Source organism: Frigoribacterium sp. Leaf415, from assembly GCF_001424645.1.
Taxonomy (GTDB): Bacteria; Actinomycetota; Actinomycetes; order Actinomycetales; family Microbacteriaceae; genus Frigoribacterium.
On record NZ_LMQR01000001.1, the window covers coordinates 1,309,967 to 1,325,230 of the forward strand.

Sequence of the window (15,264 nt, forward strand, 5' to 3'; positions counted from 1 at the left end):
TGGGGCGGGCCCGTCCGTCCGTGTCAGTCGAGGCCGACGGCGTGGCGGAAGACGCCCGGACGCACGACGGTCGCCCCGAGGGCGGCCACCCGGTCGGTGAGGCCCCGGTCGGCGGTCACGACGACGACACGAGGTGCCACGCCGGACCCGTCACGCAGGCCGCGCACGCGGGCCACGATCGCCGAGTCGCCGTCGGCCTCGGCACGGTCGACGGTCAGACCGGGGAACGTGTCTCCGACGGCCCGCGCCTCGCCTTCGACGACGGCGGTCGTCTCCGGCCACCGCCAGGTGGGCGCCCCGGGCGGCTCGGCGGCGGAGCCGTCCGCGAACGCCGCGGCGTCCGTCGGGGAGGCGTGCCGGTCCGGCCCACTCGCCACGACCGGCGTGTCGTCCCCTCCGCCGCCGGACGAGACGAGCGACTCGGCCACTCCGTCCCGGGCGCCGCGCGAGAGGGCGTCGAGGAACCGGTTCGTGGCACCGACGCGGTCGCGCCACCAGCCGTCGGGTCGGGAGCCGAGGACGTTCGCGACGTCGACGACGACGTGCACCTCGCCCCTGAGCTCGGGCCGGAGCCTCGGCCACGACGCGGCGAAACCGGGGTGCAGCGGGAGACCGGCCACCTCGTCTGCCGGCACCCAGCCCAGGGCGATGCTCTCGGCGTCCGAGACCACGGGTTCGAACGGTCGCACGGCGCGGGCGACGACGGTGGTGTACGACCAGAAGCCGAGGTCGAGCTCGGCGGCGAACAGGAGTCGCAACGCGTCGCGCGGCACGGCTGCCTCCTCACCGCTCTCGCGCAGGGCGCCCTCGACCGCGCTCTCGCCGTGATGGCGTGCTCCGCCGGGCAGTCCCCAGGTGCCGCCGAAGTGGCTCCAGTCGGCCCGGTGCTGCAGCAGCACCCGGTCGTCGGGGTCGACGACGAGCAGACCCGCGGCCCCGGCGCGGCCCCAGAACCGACGTCCGTCGGGGGCCTCGACCCAGCCGTCCGCGGGCTCCTGCGTGTTCACACGGTCGAGCTTGCCACAGGGACGCGGAGGCGGTGCCCGCGTCGGGCACAGGACGTCACGTCGACCGGTCGGCCCGGTGACGGGCGACCAAACCGTCGAGGCGGGAGCTCCGAAGGCATGCATGGGGCTGGCCCGGAACCCGATGTCGGGCCAGCCCTCCCCCGGTTCCGGCACCGCGCCTCCTCGGGGCTTGTGTCGGGTCGAGCGGGTCAGGGCTGCTGCACCGAGAAGACGTTGCCGGCCGGGTCCGTGAACCAGGCGATGTCGGGGCCCCACCCCATGCTGCGCCCGCGCATGACGCCGCGTTCGTCGGAGTGGCCGCCGAGGTGCTGTGGTTCGAGGCCGAGCTCGGCCAGCCCGTCGAGGGCGGCGTCGACGTCGTCGACGACGAGGTTGAGGACGGTGTACGACGCGGCCACGTGGTCGGGCTTGCCGTAGACGAAGACCCACGCCGCGCCTCCCGGCAGGCGCAGGCGGAACATCTCACCGTCGACGACGACCTCGGTCTCGAGGCCGAGGACGTCGCGGTAGAAGGACGTGGCGGCGGGCACGTCGTCGACGCTGAACCCGGAGTAGCCGGACTGCGGACGGAACACGGTGGCCCCTCTCTGGCGCGGGACGACCGACGGACGCCGGCGTCACGCCCAGGGTGGCCCCTGTCGGGCCCCGGGCGCCAGCCCCCGTCAGACGAACCGGATGGCCTGCTGAAGCCGCGCCCGCACCTCGAAGACGTCCGAGATGCTCGTGCGGTCGCCGAGCTCGGGCCCGTGCCGCAGGACCTGCGGCAGCAGCGACCGGCGCACGACCCAGGTGCCGCCTGCCCGGCGCCCGACCTTCTCGAGGGCGGGAGCGAAGTCGTCGTCGGGCACGACGATCAGCTGGGCCGTGAACGACACGCGGGTCTCTCGTCGGACGGCCCGGGCCTGACGCGTGAGGTCGCGGACGGGCTCTTCGTCGGCGGGGATGCCCCGACCGACGAGCTCGCCCCGGGACACCTGGACCTCGCTGCCCCAGTCGGAGGACTGGACCGCGAAGAGGCCCGACGGCCCGAGCACGACGTGGTCGAGCTTGCCCTCGGCACCCGCGTCGACGTCGCTCCAGATGGTGAAGCCGATGCCCAGCTCGGTGACGGCGGCGACGGTGGCCTCTTCGGCCATGGCGTCGGCCAGGACGTGACGGATCTCGGGAGGCGCGCTCCGGACGAGGCGCTCGTCGTACGGGTCGTCGAGCGGGACTCCCCGACCGACCCACTCGCGCATCAGTCCGAGGTACCGCTCGCGGTTCGCGCCGCCGGGGTGACCGTGGACCCGGGCCTTGGGCTTGGAATCGGTGCGAGCCGGCTCGCGGGGCGGCGGTGACCAGCCGGGGGCACTCGACCCCGCGGACCGCGCGCTGCCCGTGGGAGCGGTGCTTCGTGAGCCCGACCCCCGGTCGTAGGCGGCACGGGCCTCGGGCGTGCCCACCTGTTGCCAGGCGTGCTGCAGGTCGCGGAAGGCCTGCGCGGTGCCCCCGAGGTCGGGGTGGGTCTGGCGGGCCAGCCGTCGGTAGGCGCGGCGCAGATCGTCGGTCGACGCCGTCGACGGCACGCCGAGCACCTCGTAGGGCGTGGCGGAGGCGGGACTGGGCGTCACGACGGCGACATTACCGAACGTCCGCTGGGCGTCCGATCGACGGCCGCCGAGACGCGGTCGGCCCTGCGGATCACCGCGACGGGGCGGCCGAGGGGTCCACGGTCGACGATCGGCGCACCGCCCGGGCGACCCGCCAGGCGCGCCACCGGAGACGAGCGCGCCGCGCGAGCCGACGCGCCCACCGGGTGATGCGGTGGGCGGCCGGGAACTCGGTGCCGAGCACGGCGACGCCGACGAAGACGATGAGCCAACCGGGCCCGGGCAGCGGGACGAGGACCAGGCCCACGACGACGATCAAGGCCCCGAGCACCCCGACGCCGATCTTGTAGAGCAACCGGAGACGCGGATGCCCGTCGAGCCGGAGTCGCATCCTCGCGTGACCGTCCCTCAGCGCACGGCGCCGCCTGCCGCGGTGCGGGCCGGCCCCGCGGTTCTCGACCGGGGGCACACCGTCCGGGGTCTCGGGCTGCTCGTCCATGACGGCGACGTTAGGGGGCGTTCCTGTGAGCAGCACGCCCCACGAGGGGGTAGCCAGGGAACATGGATTACACACACCTCGGACGCACAGGGTTGTCCGTCTCCCGGGCCGTGCTCGGCACGATGAACTTCGGGCCGCAGACCACGGAGGACGACTCCCACGCGATCATGGACCGGGCGCACGAGCTCGGCGTCAACTTCTTCGACACGGCGAACGTCTACGGCTGGGAGAAGGGCGAAGGCATCACCGAACAGATCATCGGTCGCTGGTTCGCCCGCGGAGGTGGGCGGCGGGAGAAGACCGTCCTCGCCACCAAGCTGTACGGCGACATGGGCGACTGGCCGAACGACGGGAAGCTCAGTGCGCTGAACATCCGACGTGCGCTCGACGCGAGCCTGAAGCGACTCCAGACGGACCACATCGACCTCTACCAGTTCCACCACGTGGACCGTGAGACCCCGTGGGACGAGATCTGGCAGGCGATGGAGGTCGCCGTCCAGCAGGGCAAGGTGCTCTACGTCGGCAGCAGCAACTTCGCCGGCTGGCACATCGCGCAGGCCCAGGAGGCCGCCAAGGCTCGACACTTCAGCGGTCTCGTGAGCGAGCAGTCGATCTACAACCTGATCGTTCGGGACGTCGAGCGCGAGACCCTTCCCGCCACCCGGCACTATGGCCTCGGCATGATCCCGTGGTCGCCGCTGAACGGCGGCCTGCTCGGTGGCGTGATCGAGAAGACCGAAGAGGGGTCGCGTCGACTCGAGGGACGGAGCGCCGACTACGTGGCCGAGCACCGCGACCAGCTGGAGGCCTACGAGGCATTCGCGCGAGAGCTCGGGCACGCCCCGGGCGAGGTCGCACTCGCGTGGCTGCTGCACCAGCCGGGCGTCACCGGACCGATCACCGGCCCCCGGACCATGGCACAACTGGAGTCGGCGGTCGCCGCCGTCGACGTGAAGCTGGACGAGACCGCGCTGGCGCGGTTGGACGAGATCTTCCCCGGGCACGAGACGTCGCCCGAGGACTACGCGTGGTGAACCGGAGGACGACATGAAGACCAGGACAATCGGAGACGTGACGGTCAGTGCCATCGGCTTGGGCGGCATGCCCCTGTCGATCGAGGGCCGACCCGACGAGAAGCAGGGAATCGCGACGATCCACGCCGCCCTCGAGCAGGGCATCACCCTGATCGACACGGCCGACGCGTACCACCAGGCCGGCAAGGACGAGGTCGGACACAACGAGCTGCTCATCGCCAAGGCGCTGAAGAGCTACCACGCCGACACCGACCAGGTGCTCGTCGCGACGAAGGGCGGGCACCTCCGCCCCGAGGCGGGAGCCTGGGCGCAGAACGGCGACCCTGCGTACCTCAAGGAGGCCGCGAAGGCCTCCGCGAAGCGGCTCGGCGTCGAGACGATCGGGCTGTACCAGTTCCACCGCCCGGACCCGGCGGTGCCCTACGCCGACTCGATCGGCGCCCTGGCGGAGCTGCTCGACGAGGGCGTCATCCGCATGGCGGGCATCTCGAACGCCACCCCGGAGCAGATCCGCGAGGCGAACGAGGTCCTCGACGACCGCCTCGTCTCGGTCCAGAACCAGTACTCGCCCGCGTTCCGGTCGAGCGAGGCGGAGCTCGTGCTGTGCGACGAGATGGGCATCGCCTTCCTGCCGTGGAGCCCCCTCGGCGGGATCACGAACGCGGGTGAGCTCGGAGCGAAGCACGCCGTGTTCGCCGAGATCGCCAACGCCCGACGGGTGACCCCCCAGGTCCTGACGCTCGCCTGGGAGCTCGCCAAGTCCGAGCTCGTCATCCCCATCCCGGGGTCGACCCGACCGCAGACGATCATGAACTCGGCCACGGCGACGTCGATCAAGCTCTCGGCCGACGAGATCCAGCGGCTCGACGCCGCCTGACCGGACACCGGTGCGCCCGCCCCTCGGGGCGGGCGCACCGTCACGACCACCCCGAACGAACAGGAGACAGCCATGGCCGACGCCAACCTGACCCGCCCGTACGACATCATCGGCATCGTGCCCGAGTTCGCGCTCTCGAGCACGGACCTCACCCACGGGGGCGAGCTGCAGCGAGCCCAGGTGAGCGGCATCATGGGCCCCGGCGGAGACGACGCCAGCCCCCAGCTGAGCTGGTCCGGCGCACCCGAGGGCACCAAGAGCTACGCCGTCACCGTCTACGACCCCTACGCCCCCACGGGGTCGGGCTTCTGGCACTGGGCCGTGGCCGACCTTCCCGCCGACACGACGTCGCTGCCCTCCGGTGCAGGTGACGACCAGGGCTCGGGTCTGCCCGAGGGGGCGATCCAGTTGAAGAACGACGGCGGGCTCGCCCGCTACGTCGGCGCCGCACCGCCCGAGGGCCACGGACCGCACACCTACTTCGTCGCGGTGCACGCCCTCGACGTCGAGAAGGTCGGGGTCGACGAGACCGCCAGCCCGGCGTACCTCGGCTTCAACCTGCACTTCCACACGCTGGCCCGCGCGGTGATCTCGGCCACCTTCGAGGTCCCGGCGGCCTGATCCGACACGCTCGACGTCGACACGACGACGCCCCGCCACGATCTCGCGGCGGGGCGTCGTCGTGTCGTGTCGTGTCGATCAGGCTTCGCGGCCGCTCGGCATCTGCGTCTTGCGCGGGTCCGTCTCGGCGAGGCCGTCGAAGATCGACTCGATGCGCGACAGGACGTCGGCCTCGAGGGTCACTCCCGAGGCCTTCGCGTTCGACTCGACCTGCTCGGGACGCGAGGCCCCGATGATCGCCGAGGCGACGTTCTCGTTCGACAGCACCCATGCCAACGAGAGCTGGGCCTGTGTGAGGCCCAGGTCGGCCGCGATCGGCTCCAGCTGGGCCACGGCGTCGAGGACGTCGTCGCGCAGCCAGCGCTCGATCATGCCCGCGCCGCCCTTCTGGTCGGTCGCCCGGCTACCCGCCGGCAACTCGGCGCCGACGGTGTACTTTCCGGTCAGGACGCCTTGGGCGACGGGCGACCAGACGATCTGCGAGATGCCGAGCTCGGCCGACGCGGGGACGACCTCGCCCTCGATGACCCGCCAGAGCAGCGAGTACTCGGGCTGGTTCGAGACGAGCTGGATCTTCAGCTCGCGGGCCAGGGCGTGCGCCTCGCGGAGCTGCTCGGCATTCCACTCCGAGACGCCGATGTAGAGCACCTTGCCCTGGCGGACGAGGTCGGCGAAGGTCTCCATCGTCTCGTCGAGGGGCGTCTCGACGTCGTACCGGTGTGCCTGGTAGAGGTCGACGTAATCGGTCTGCAGGCGCGTGAGCGACCCGTTGATCGACTCGGTGATGTGCTTCCGGCTGAGCCCGGTGTCGTTGTGCCCCTTCGGTCCGGTGGGACCGTAGACCTTGGTGAAGATCTCGAGCGACTCGCGACGCTCACCCTTCAGCGCCTCGCCGAGGACCGTCTCGGCCTGGGTGTTGGCGTAGACGTCGGCCGTGTCGAACGAGCTGATGCCGACGTCGAGGGCCGCGCGGACGCAGCGCGTCGCCGTGTCGTTCTCGACCTGGGACCCGTGGGTGAGCCAGTTGCCGTAGGTGAGCTCGCTGACCTTGAGCCCGCTGTTGCCGAGGTACCTGAACTTCATGGACGACCCTTCTCGGTGGTGCCGCGTCGATGCGGCACCCCGTCGACGCTAGTCACCGGCTGCCCCGCCCGCCCGGTCGCCGAACCGTCCGGGCACGGTGAACCCCGACGGCGTGCGATGCCAGAACGCCCGCAACCGGAGGGGGCCGGCTCCGAGAGACCGGTCCAGGCCGGAGGCCCAGGCGTCGACCGCGATCCGGTCGAGCTCGTCGTCGTCGACCGTCTGCCAGACGCACACCACCTGCCGCGCTCTCGCCCGGAGCCCTTGATGCCGGAACAGGTCGACCAGTTCGTCGACGTCACGTCGCCGCGGCAGTCGCGGCACGTTGTGCAGACGACCGGCGGGGGCGGCCTGCCGACCGTCGGCGTCGAGGAAGGCGAAGTGCACGACCTCGCGATCGCAGCTCTCGGCGCACAGCTCGGTCGCGTGGTCGAGCAACGCCCGGTCGTCGGCGTCGGGCCCGAGGACGGGGAGTCGGAGGAGGTCGGGATCGGGGTCGAAGGGTCGGGAGCCTCCGCGGACGCGCATGCCTCAGTCCACCGGGAGGAGGGGGCGGACGTCGGACGGGGTGCGACGCATCGGCGGATGGACCGTGAGGTCGCCGGGTTCGATCACCGCCAGGATCGCCGCGGCCCACCGCTGGTCGTCGCACGACGCCGTCAGCGACTCGTCGGCGCTCTGCCACACCAGCAGGACGGACGTGGCGTCGACCCAGGCAGCCACCTCGACGATGCGCAGCGCCAGGGTCTCGACCCCGTCACGGGTGGGCTCGACCGGAGAGCCGCCGAGCGCGATGGGCGGCGCGACGGGGACGCCGTCCGGCCCGAGGTAGATCCACAGCAGCGCGCGGTCGTCGCAGGGCTCGAGGCAGAACTCGTCGACGAAGTCCTCGAGCTGCTCGTCGGTGGGGTCGGGGGCGAGTACGGGTGGGTAGGTGTCGATCGTCGTCATGGTCCGAGGCTGGCGGACCGCGCCGCTGTGGGGGCCTGCGGACACCCGGCCTGTGGAGGGGGCCGCTTCTCGTCGGACTGGGGAGGAGCCGACCGGGCGGGGAGCGACGGACGCGACGTCGCGTGCGACCGCACCCGCGCCTCCTGCACCGGATACGCTCGCCCGGTGGCGGTGATCGGGGAGTTCTTCGGCGGGGTGGGCTTGCTCGGCCGGGGGCTGCGGCTGTGGGCGACGTCCCCGCGGCTGATGCTGCTGGGTGCGGTGCCCGCCCTCGTCGTGGGTGCGGTCTTCGCCACCGGCCTCGTCGTCGTCGGTCTCGCCGCCGACGACATCGCCCGCGCCGTGACGCCGTTCGCGGACGAGTGGCCCGAGTGGCAGCGCACCCTCGTGCGCCTCGGCGGAGGTCTCGCCGTGGCGGCCCTGGCCGTGCTGCTCGCGGTCGTCGCGTTCACCGCCGTCACGCTGCTCGTCGGCGATCCCTTCTACGAGCGCATCTGGCGCCGCGTCGAAGCGCGAGAGGGCGACCCGCCGGCCGACGTCGATCGTGGCTTCTGGCGCGGGCTCGCCCGGAGTGCCGGCGACTCGCTCCGACTGCTGCTGGCCACGGCCGGGGTGGGCGTCCTGCTGTTCGTCGGAGGATTCGTGCCGATCGTCGGCCAGACCGTCGTGCCGGTCCTCGGTGCGCTGGTCGGCGGATGGTTCCTCGCGGTCGAGCTCACCGGCTACGCCTTCGACGCCCGGGGGCGCTCGCTCGCCGAGCGCCGCCGCGGGCTCGCCGTCAACCGGGCGCGCACCCTGGGGCTGGGCACCGCGACCTACCTGCTGTTCTTCGTCCCGCTCGGGGCGGTGCTCGTCATGCCGGCGGCCGTCGCCGCGGCCACCCTGCTCGCCCGCGAGGTGACCGCCGAGCCGACCGGACCGGCCGGGCCGACGCCCGGGGCACCGCCCGCGACACCGGTCGTCGGACCCCCCGCCCCGGCCGGCGACTACCATCCCCCGGCATGACCACCCCCGCCACACCGACCAACCCCGCCGTCACCCTGCCCGACGGGCGCGTCGTCCCGGCCCTCGGCCAGGGCACCTGGAACATCGGCGACGACCCACGCCGCCGCACCGACGAGATCGCCGCCCTCCGGGCCGGCCTCGATGCCGGCCTGACGATGGTCGACACCGCCGAGATGTACGGCGGCGGGAGGTCCGAGTCGCTGGTCGGCGAGGCGATCGCGGGTCGACGCGACGAGGTGTTCCTGGTCGGCAAGGTGTTGCCGAGCAACGCCTCGCGGCAGGGCACCGTCGACGCCTGCCATGCCAGCCTCCGGCGGCTGGGCACCGACCGCCTCGACCTCTACCTGCTGCACTGGCGCGGACGCCATCCCCTCGCCGAGACGGTCGAGGCCCTGGAGGCGCTGGTCACCGAGGGGGCGATCGGCGGCTGGGGGGTCAGCAACTTCGACGTCGACGACCTGCACGAGCTGCTCTCGGTGCCCGGTGGCGAGAACGTCCAGACGAACCAGGTCCTCTACAACCTGGCCCGTCGCGGGCCCGAGTTCGACCTGCTGCCCTGGGCACGCGAGCACGGCGTGCCGCTCACGTCGTACTCCCCCGTCGACGGCGGAGAGCTGCTCGGCCACCCCGTGCTCGAGCAGGTCGCGACCGACCTCGGCGTCTCGTCGGCTCAACTCGCCCTGGCCTGGGTGCTGCGCCTCGTGCCCGACCTGATGGTCGCCGTCAAGGCGGGCACGGCCGAGCACACGCTCGAGAACGCGGCGGCCCTGGCGATCGACCTCGGCGACCAGGCGTTCGTGCAGCTCGAGCGGGCGTTCCCCGCGCCGACGACCAAGGTGCCCCTCGAGATGCGCTGACCCGCGCCTCCCGGGCTCGCCTCCCGCTCACGCATGCGCCAGAGTGGAGGGACCAGCCCGGGTGACATCGACGTCGCCTGGACGCGAGCTCCAGAGGACACCGCATGATCATCGACAGAGCCGACGTGATCGTCACCAGCCCCGACCGCAACTTCGTGACGCTCAAGATCACGACGTCCGACGGGGTCACCGGCCTCGGCGACGCCACCCTGAACGGGCGCGAACTCGCCGTCGTCGCCTACCTGACCGAGCACGTCGTGCCCCTGTTGGTCGGGCGCGACCCGGCCCGCATCGAGGACACCTGGCAGTTCCTCTACCGCAGCGCCTACTGGCGGCGCGGGCCGGTCACGATGGCCGCCATCGCCGCCGTCGACGTCGCCCTGTGGGACATCAAGGCCAAGGTCGCCGGCCTGCCCCTCTACCAACTGCTCGGCGGCGCCTCGCGCACCGGGTTGCTGACCTACGGCCACGCCTCGGGGAAGGACCTCGAGGAACTGTTCGACAGCGTCCGCGACCACCAGGAGCAGGGCTACAAGGCGATCCGCGTGCAGACCGGCGTGCCCGGCCTGAAGTCGATCTACGGCATCGCCTCGAACGCCACGTTCGACGCCAACAGCGGCGTGCGCTACGACCACGAACCCGCCCAGCGCGGAGCCCTGCCGAACGAGGAGGACTGGGACACCCGCTCGTACCTGCGGCACGTGCCCACCGTCTTCGAGGCCGTGCGGGCCGAGTTCGGCCCCGAGATCCCCCTGCTGCACGACGGCCACCACCGCATGACGCCGATCCAGGCGGCGCGGCTCGGCAAGAGCCTCGAGCCCTACGACCTGTTCTGGCTCGAGGACGTCACCCCCGCCGAGAACCCCGAGGCGCTGCGGCTCGTCCGACAGCACACGACGACCCCGCTGGCCATCGGTGAGATCTTCAACACCGTCTGGGACTACCAGCAGATCATCCGCGAGCAGCTGATCGACTACGTGCGCAGCGCCGTGACGCACACGGGTGGCATCACCCACCTCAAGAAGGTGCTCGAGTACGCCTCGCAGTACCAGATCAAGTCGGGCATGCACGGGCCGACCGACATCTCGCCCGTCGGCATGGCGGCCGCGATGCACCTCGGGCTCGCGATCCACAACTTCGGCATCCAGGAGTACATGAAGCACGGCGCGAAGACCGACGAGGTCTTCGAGCAGAGCTTCACCTTCGAGGACGGCATGCTGCACCCGGGCGAGCAGCCCGGGATCGGCGTCGAGCTGAACGAGCGGGCCGCTGCGGCCTACCCGTACGCGCAGGCCTACCTGCCCTACAACAGGCTGGCGGACGGCACCGTCCACGACTGGTGACCGGGACGAGGAGGCGCGGCGCGGGCGAGCGCGCCGGTCACCCCTCGTAGGCAGCCGCCAGCTCGGCGATGACCAGCCGGTTCATGCCCATCATCGCGGCCATGGCCCGGGCGGCGCCCTCGGGGTCGGGTCCGCCGAGGTAGCGGTCCATCACCGACGGGACGACCTGCCAGGAGAAGCCCCAACGGTCCGTCACCCAGCCGCACCGCCCCTCCTGGCCACCGTCCGCGGCGAAGGCGTCCCAGTAGTGGTCGAGCTCGTCCTGTGTCTCGACCGAGATCGAGAACGACGTGGCCTCGGTGGGTCTCGGACCGCCGTCGCCGCCGTTCAGCAGGCGGTACGGCTGGCCGTCGAGCTCGAGGTCGACGACGAGCGCCTGGCCCGCCATCGACGCGTCGGGGAAGTCCTCGGGGTAGCGCGACACGTCGGTGACGCGCGACGACGGGAACAGGGCGACGTAGAAGTCCGCGGCGGTCTCGATGTCACGACCGAACCAGAACGTGGGGGTGATGCGGGGCATGACGCGCCTCCTCGGGGTGGCCGGCGGCACCGTCGCCGCCTGGCGCTCAGGGTAGCCGCGCCGGGCGTCGAGGTCGAGAAGTCACGACATGCCGCTCACCTTCGAAGGTGAGCGGCATGTCGTGACATCTCGGGGAGGCGGGCCAGTGGGGCCAGTGGGTCAGCCCAGCAGCGCCTCGATCGGGCCGCGCACGAAGTAGACCAGGAAGCCCGCGGCCACGATCCACAGCAGCGGGCTGATCGTGCGGGCCTTGCCGGCGAACGCCCGCACGACGACCCAGCTGACGAAGCCGACGCCGATGCCGTTCGCGATCGAGTACGTCAGCGGCATGGTGATGATCGTCAGGAACACCGGCAGTGCGACCGAGAAGTCGGTCCAGTCGATCTGACTGATCTGCGACACCATCAGGGCACCGACGATCACGAGGGCCGACGCCGCGACCTCGAGCGGCACGACCTGGGTCAGCGGCGTGAAGAACATCGCGAGCAGGAACAGCGCGCCGGTGACGACCGAGGCGAAGCCGGTCCGGGCGCCCTCGCCGATGCCCGAGGCCGACTCGACGAACACCGTGTTCGACGACGAGCTCGTCGCACCACCGGCGACCGCACCGACGCCCTCGACGATCAGGGCCGAGCGCAGGCGGGGGAAGGTGCCGTCCGCGTCCGCGACGTCGCCCGCCTTGGCCAGTCCGGTCATCGTGCCCATGGCGTCGAAGAAGTTGGTGAAGACGAGGGTGAAGACCAGCATGACGGCCGACAGCACGCCGATGCGGGCGAAGGCGCCGAAGCTGAACTGGCCGACGAGCGACAGGTCGGGCAGGGCCACGATCTGGGTGGGCAGCACCGGGGCGTTGAGGTTCCAGTCGTCGAGGTTCTGGCCGTTCGACGGCGGCACCTGGAAGATCGCCTGCAGGGCGATGGCGATGACGGTGGTCGCGACGATGCCGATGAAGATTGCCCCGCGCACCTTGCGGGCCATCAGCACGCCGATGACGAGCAGGCCGATGACGAAGGTGATTGTCGGCAGGGTCGCCACCGAGCCGGCGTCGCCGAGCTGCACGGGCGGCGACGCCGTGCCGCTGGTGCGGACGAAGCCCGAGTCGACGAGGCCGATGAACGCGATGAACAGGCCGATGCCGACGGTGATCGCCGTCTTGAGGGCGGCCGGCACGGCGGTGAAGATCATGCTGCGCAGGCCGGTCACGGCGAGGATCGTGATGACGAGCCCGTTGATCACCACGAGGCCCATGGCCTCGGGCCAGGTGACGTCCTGCACGACGTTGACGGCCAGGAACGAGTTGATGCCGAGACCGGCGGCGAACGCGAACGGGAGGCGCGCGACGGTGCCGAAGAGGATCGTCATGACCCCGGCGGTGAGGGCGGTGACCGCGCCCACCTGGCCGTTCTGCAGCCAGTTGCCGGCCACGTCCTTGGCCGCCTGGTCGGCGCTGAAGCCGCCGAGGATCAGAGGGTTCAGGATGACGATGTAGGCCATCGTGACGAAGGTGACGACGCCGCCGCGGATCTCGCGGGCCCAGGTCGAACCGCGGTGGGTGATCTCGAAGAACCGGTCGAGGGTGCCCCCGACTCCGGGTCTCGGCGGCGTGGTGGCGGGGGCGTTCGTGGCCATGGCGATGCGTCTCCGGTGTGATCGGATGTCGAGGGGGAAGAGAACAGGATAGGGCGTGCCGGGGGTGCACCATGCAACCGGTCAGGTCGACCCGCGGTCGGTCGGCCCGCTCAGCCCCCGAGTCCGGCGATCAGGTTGACCGTCGAGGCCAGGATCACCGATCCGAAGAGGTACGACAGCAGCATGTGCCGCAGGACGACGGCACGGATGACGCTCGACCCGATGTCGGTGTCGGCGATCTGGAACGTCATGCCGAGGCCGAAGGCCACGTACGCGAAGTCGGCGTACCGCGGCGGCTCCGGCTGGTTGAACGAGATGCCTCCCACCTCGTCGCCGCTGTAGTACAGCACGGCGTACCGCAGCGTGAAGAGGGTGTGCACGAGGAACCACGACAGGGCGATGCTGACGACCGCGAGTCCGGCGAGCAGGTCCTCGACCGCACCGCCCGTGCTCGTCGTGCGGACGAGCACGACCCCGACCGCGAGCAGGCTCGCCACGCTGGCGATGACGAGCAACAGGTCGCCTGCCGGTCGCGACGGGTCCTCGCGCGTGGCCCAGCGGCGGGTGTCGTCGGCGTCGAGACGACCGACCGCGAGCCAGACCCAGGCGAGGTAGACGACGCAGGCCGCGGCCCAGCCGATCGCGAGCGCGACCGAGGGCAGCACCCACGGCCAGGTGCCGGCGGCGCCGGCGACACCGACGACGGCCATGACGACGAACCGGAGGCGCGACCGGCGCACGCGGACGGCCGTGGCCTGGGCGTCGACTCGGGGGGACATGACCCGATCGTGCCAGACGAGGCCGGAGCGGGGTCGACACGCCCCCGGTGACCGCAGGGCCTAGGAGGCGCGGTGCACGCCGAGAGCGCGCGTCACGAGGGGCACCTGCAACGGCAGCCGCACGAGGGTGACGGCCGTGCGCCCCGTCGTGGCCCGCTCGCTCCTCACGGCGCGCAGGGCCATCGAGACGTTCGCCGGGAACACGGCCACGAACAGCGCGGCGGCGGCGAGCCCGCCGACCGGACGGGTCCTCGGGACGAGGAGGGCGGCGGCGATGCCGACCTCGGCGAGACCGGAGCCGATCGTCCAGAACCGAGCCGGGCCCGGGATGCTCCTCGGGACGACCGCGTCGTAGACCGCGGGCTTCGCGAGGTGCAGGAGGCCGGAACCGCCCAGGATCGCGGCGAGGACGCGGGCGTCCCGACGGGCAGCGGATTTCTGGCGACGTGTGGGGCGGTGACTCATGCGACCATCTTGCGCGCGCCTCCCGGGGTGGGGCGCGGTCGGCGCGCCGGGGCGGCCGGTCGGTGCGACCGCACCGCCCGGTTCAGACGGCGCGGCTGACGCCCCGGCTGGTGATCGCCGACATGAGGGCGTCCACGGGCTCGCGGGCGGCCCCCGGGTTGGCGACGAGCACGTAGTCGACGTCACCGAGGGTGGGCAGCGAGAACCGGTCGCTGACCTTGACGAGGTCGGTGGGGATGAGCGAGAACGGGAACACGGCGACCCCCATGCCGGCGCGCACGGCGGCGAGGACGCCGTTGACGTCGCGTGTGTTGCAGGTGATCCGCCACGTGCGGCCGGCGCGCTCGAGGGCGTCGATGGCCATCTGCCGGCTGAGGCTGGGCGCCTGGTAGGCGATGAGCGGCACGGGCTGGCCGGGCTCGACGACGAGCTTCTCCTGGCCGATCCAGACCATGGCGTCGCCGGCGACGCGCGTGCCCTCGTCGGACTCGCCCGCCGTCTGCTTGACGAAGATCAGGTCGAGGTGGCCGGCGGCCAGTCGGCGGCGCAGGGGCGCGGACTGGTTGACGGTGAGCTCGAGGTTGATCTGGGGGTAGAGCTGGCGGAAGTGGCGCAGGATGCGGGGCAGCTGGGTGATGGCGAGGTCGTCGGCCGCACCGAAGCGCAGACGGCCCCGCATGGCCGAGCCGCTGAAGTAGCTCTCGGCGGCGGCGTGCGCGGCGAGGATGGTCCGCGCGAAGCCGGCCATGGCGTCGCCGTTGTCGGTCAGGCGCACGTCCCGGGTGTCGCGGGCGACGAGCGTCCGGCCTGCAGCCTTCTCGAGCCGCCCGACCTGCTGGCTGACCGTCGGCTGACTGATGCCGAGGCGCTGCGCGGCCCGGGTGAAGCTCTGGGTCTCGGCCACGACGAGGAACGTCGCGAGCAGCGTGGGGTCGTACACCGCGCCTCCTTCGTCCTGCCGACTCGAGACCCCGTCATTCACGA

18 protein-coding genes are annotated in these 15,264 nt (G+C 72.0%); 6 read left to right on the top strand and 12 right to left on the bottom strand.

Going from position 1 to position 15,264, the window contains the following annotated elements; all coding sequences use genetic code 11:
* Positions 1-23: 23 nt before the first annotated feature.
* The 4 genes from ASG28_RS06020 to ASG28_RS06035 form a co-directional block, all read right to left on the bottom strand.
* Positions 24-1,007: an NUDIX hydrolase gene (locus ASG28_RS06020; protein WP_055973070.1), complete on the bottom strand. Its 984-nt coding sequence runs from the start codon at positions 1,005-1,007 to the stop codon at positions 24-26.
* Between the two features lie 209 nt (positions 1,008-1,216).
* Positions 1,217-1,603, bottom strand: coding sequence for a VOC family protein (locus tag ASG28_RS06025; RefSeq protein WP_055973073.1), 387 nt, complete (start codon positions 1,601-1,603; stop codon positions 1,217-1,219).
* Between the two features lie 87 nt (positions 1,604-1,690).
* Positions 1,691-2,638: a J domain-containing protein gene (locus ASG28_RS06030; RefSeq protein WP_055973076.1), complete on the bottom strand. Its 948-nt coding sequence runs from the start codon at positions 2,636-2,638 to the stop codon at positions 1,691-1,693.
* Between the two features lie 70 nt (positions 2,639-2,708).
* Positions 2,709-3,116: a TIGR02611 family protein gene (locus tag ASG28_RS06035; RefSeq protein ID WP_082454419.1), complete on the bottom strand. Its 408-nt coding sequence runs from the start codon at positions 3,114-3,116 to the stop codon at positions 2,709-2,711.
* 62 nt (positions 3,117-3,178) lie between these two features.
* Between ASG28_RS06035 and ASG28_RS06040 the strand changes: the two genes are divergently transcribed.
* The 3 genes from ASG28_RS06040 (at position 3,179) to ASG28_RS06050 (ending at position 5,648) form a co-directional block, all read left to right on the top strand.
* Complete coding sequence (locus ASG28_RS06040; protein ID WP_055973079.1) at positions 3,179-4,150, top strand: aldo/keto reductase; 972 nt, start codon at positions 3,179-3,181, stop codon at positions 4,148-4,150.
* Positions 4,151-4,163: 13 nt separating this feature from the next.
* Positions 4,164-5,027: an aldo/keto reductase gene (locus ASG28_RS06045; protein ID WP_055973081.1), complete on the top strand. Its 864-nt coding sequence runs from the start codon at positions 4,164-4,166 to the stop codon at positions 5,025-5,027.
* Positions 5,028-5,099: 72 nt separating this feature from the next.
* On the top strand, positions 5,100-5,648 hold the full coding sequence (locus ASG28_RS06050; protein ID WP_055973083.1) for a YbhB/YbcL family Raf kinase inhibitor-like protein: 549 nt from the start codon (positions 5,100-5,102) through the stop codon (positions 5,646-5,648).
* A 78-nt stretch (positions 5,649-5,726) separates the two neighbouring features.
* Here the strand turns inward: ASG28_RS06050 and ASG28_RS06055 are convergent, their stop codons facing one another.
* The 3 genes from ASG28_RS06055 to ASG28_RS16725 are packed head-to-tail and all read right to left on the bottom strand — an operon-like array spanning position 5,727 to position 7,682.
* The gene (locus ASG28_RS06055; protein ID WP_055973087.1) at positions 5,727-6,731 is read right to left on the bottom strand and encodes an aldo/keto reductase family protein; all 1,005 of its coding nucleotides are present in this window, start codon (positions 6,729-6,731) and stop codon (positions 5,727-5,729) included.
* Between the two features lie 48 nt (positions 6,732-6,779).
* Entirely contained in the window at positions 6,780-7,259 is a 480-nt protein-coding gene (locus tag ASG28_RS06060; protein WP_055973091.1) for a hypothetical protein, read from the bottom strand.
* 3 nt (positions 7,260-7,262) lie between these two features.
* Positions 7,263-7,682 (bottom strand): hypothetical protein, encoded by a 420-nt coding sequence (locus tag ASG28_RS16725; protein ID WP_055973093.1) that lies wholly within the window; start codon positions 7,680-7,682, stop codon positions 7,263-7,265.
* Between the two features lie 165 nt (positions 7,683-7,847).
* On the opposite strand from ASG28_RS16725, the gene ASG28_RS16730 reads away from it, so the two are divergent.
* The 3 genes from ASG28_RS16730 to manD all read left to right on the top strand — a co-directional run bounded on the left by ASG28_RS16730 (position 7,848) and on the right by manD (position 10,887).
* Entirely contained in the window at positions 7,848-8,687 is an 840-nt protein-coding gene (locus tag ASG28_RS16730; RefSeq protein WP_200925258.1) for an EI24 domain-containing protein, read from the top strand.
* Positions 8,684-9,544 carry an aldo/keto reductase gene (locus ASG28_RS06075; RefSeq protein ID WP_055973096.1) on the top strand — a complete coding sequence of 287 codons (861 nt, stop codon included), beginning with the start codon at positions 8,684-8,686 and terminating at the stop codon, positions 9,542-9,544. The genes ASG28_RS16730 and ASG28_RS06075 overlap by 4 nt, the downstream gene beginning before the upstream one ends.
* Positions 9,545-9,648: 104 nt before the next feature.
* A complete protein-coding gene (gene manD / locus ASG28_RS06080; protein ID WP_055973099.1) occupies positions 9,649-10,887 on the top strand; it encodes a D-mannonate dehydratase ManD in 1,239 nt (412 codons plus the stop codon).
* 37 nt (positions 10,888-10,924) lie between these two features.
* Here manD and ASG28_RS06085 read toward each other — a convergent pair whose 3' ends face one another.
* The 5 genes from ASG28_RS06085 to ASG28_RS06105 form a co-directional block, all read right to left on the bottom strand.
* Positions 10,925-11,407: a VOC family protein gene (locus ASG28_RS06085; protein ID WP_055973102.1), complete on the bottom strand. Its 483-nt coding sequence runs from the start codon at positions 11,405-11,407 to the stop codon at positions 10,925-10,927.
* 159 nt (positions 11,408-11,566) lie between these two features.
* Entirely contained in the window at positions 11,567-13,036 is a 1,470-nt protein-coding gene (locus tag ASG28_RS06090) for an NCS2 family permease (RefSeq protein WP_200925259.1), read from the bottom strand.
* 110 nt (positions 13,037-13,146) lie between these two features.
* Positions 13,147-13,815, bottom strand: a complete 669-nt coding sequence (locus ASG28_RS06095; RefSeq protein ID WP_055973105.1) for a DUF1345 domain-containing protein — start codon at positions 13,813-13,815, stop codon at positions 13,147-13,149.
* A 60-nt stretch (positions 13,816-13,875) separates the two neighbouring features.
* On the bottom strand, positions 13,876-14,280 hold the full coding sequence (locus ASG28_RS06100; protein WP_055973110.1) for a DoxX family protein: 405 nt from the start codon (positions 14,278-14,280) through the stop codon (positions 13,876-13,878).
* 82 nt (positions 14,281-14,362) lie between these two features.
* Entirely contained in the window at positions 14,363-15,220 is an 858-nt protein-coding gene (locus ASG28_RS06105) for a LysR substrate-binding domain-containing protein (protein ID WP_055973112.1), read from the bottom strand.
* Positions 15,221-15,264: the final 44 nt, after the last annotated feature.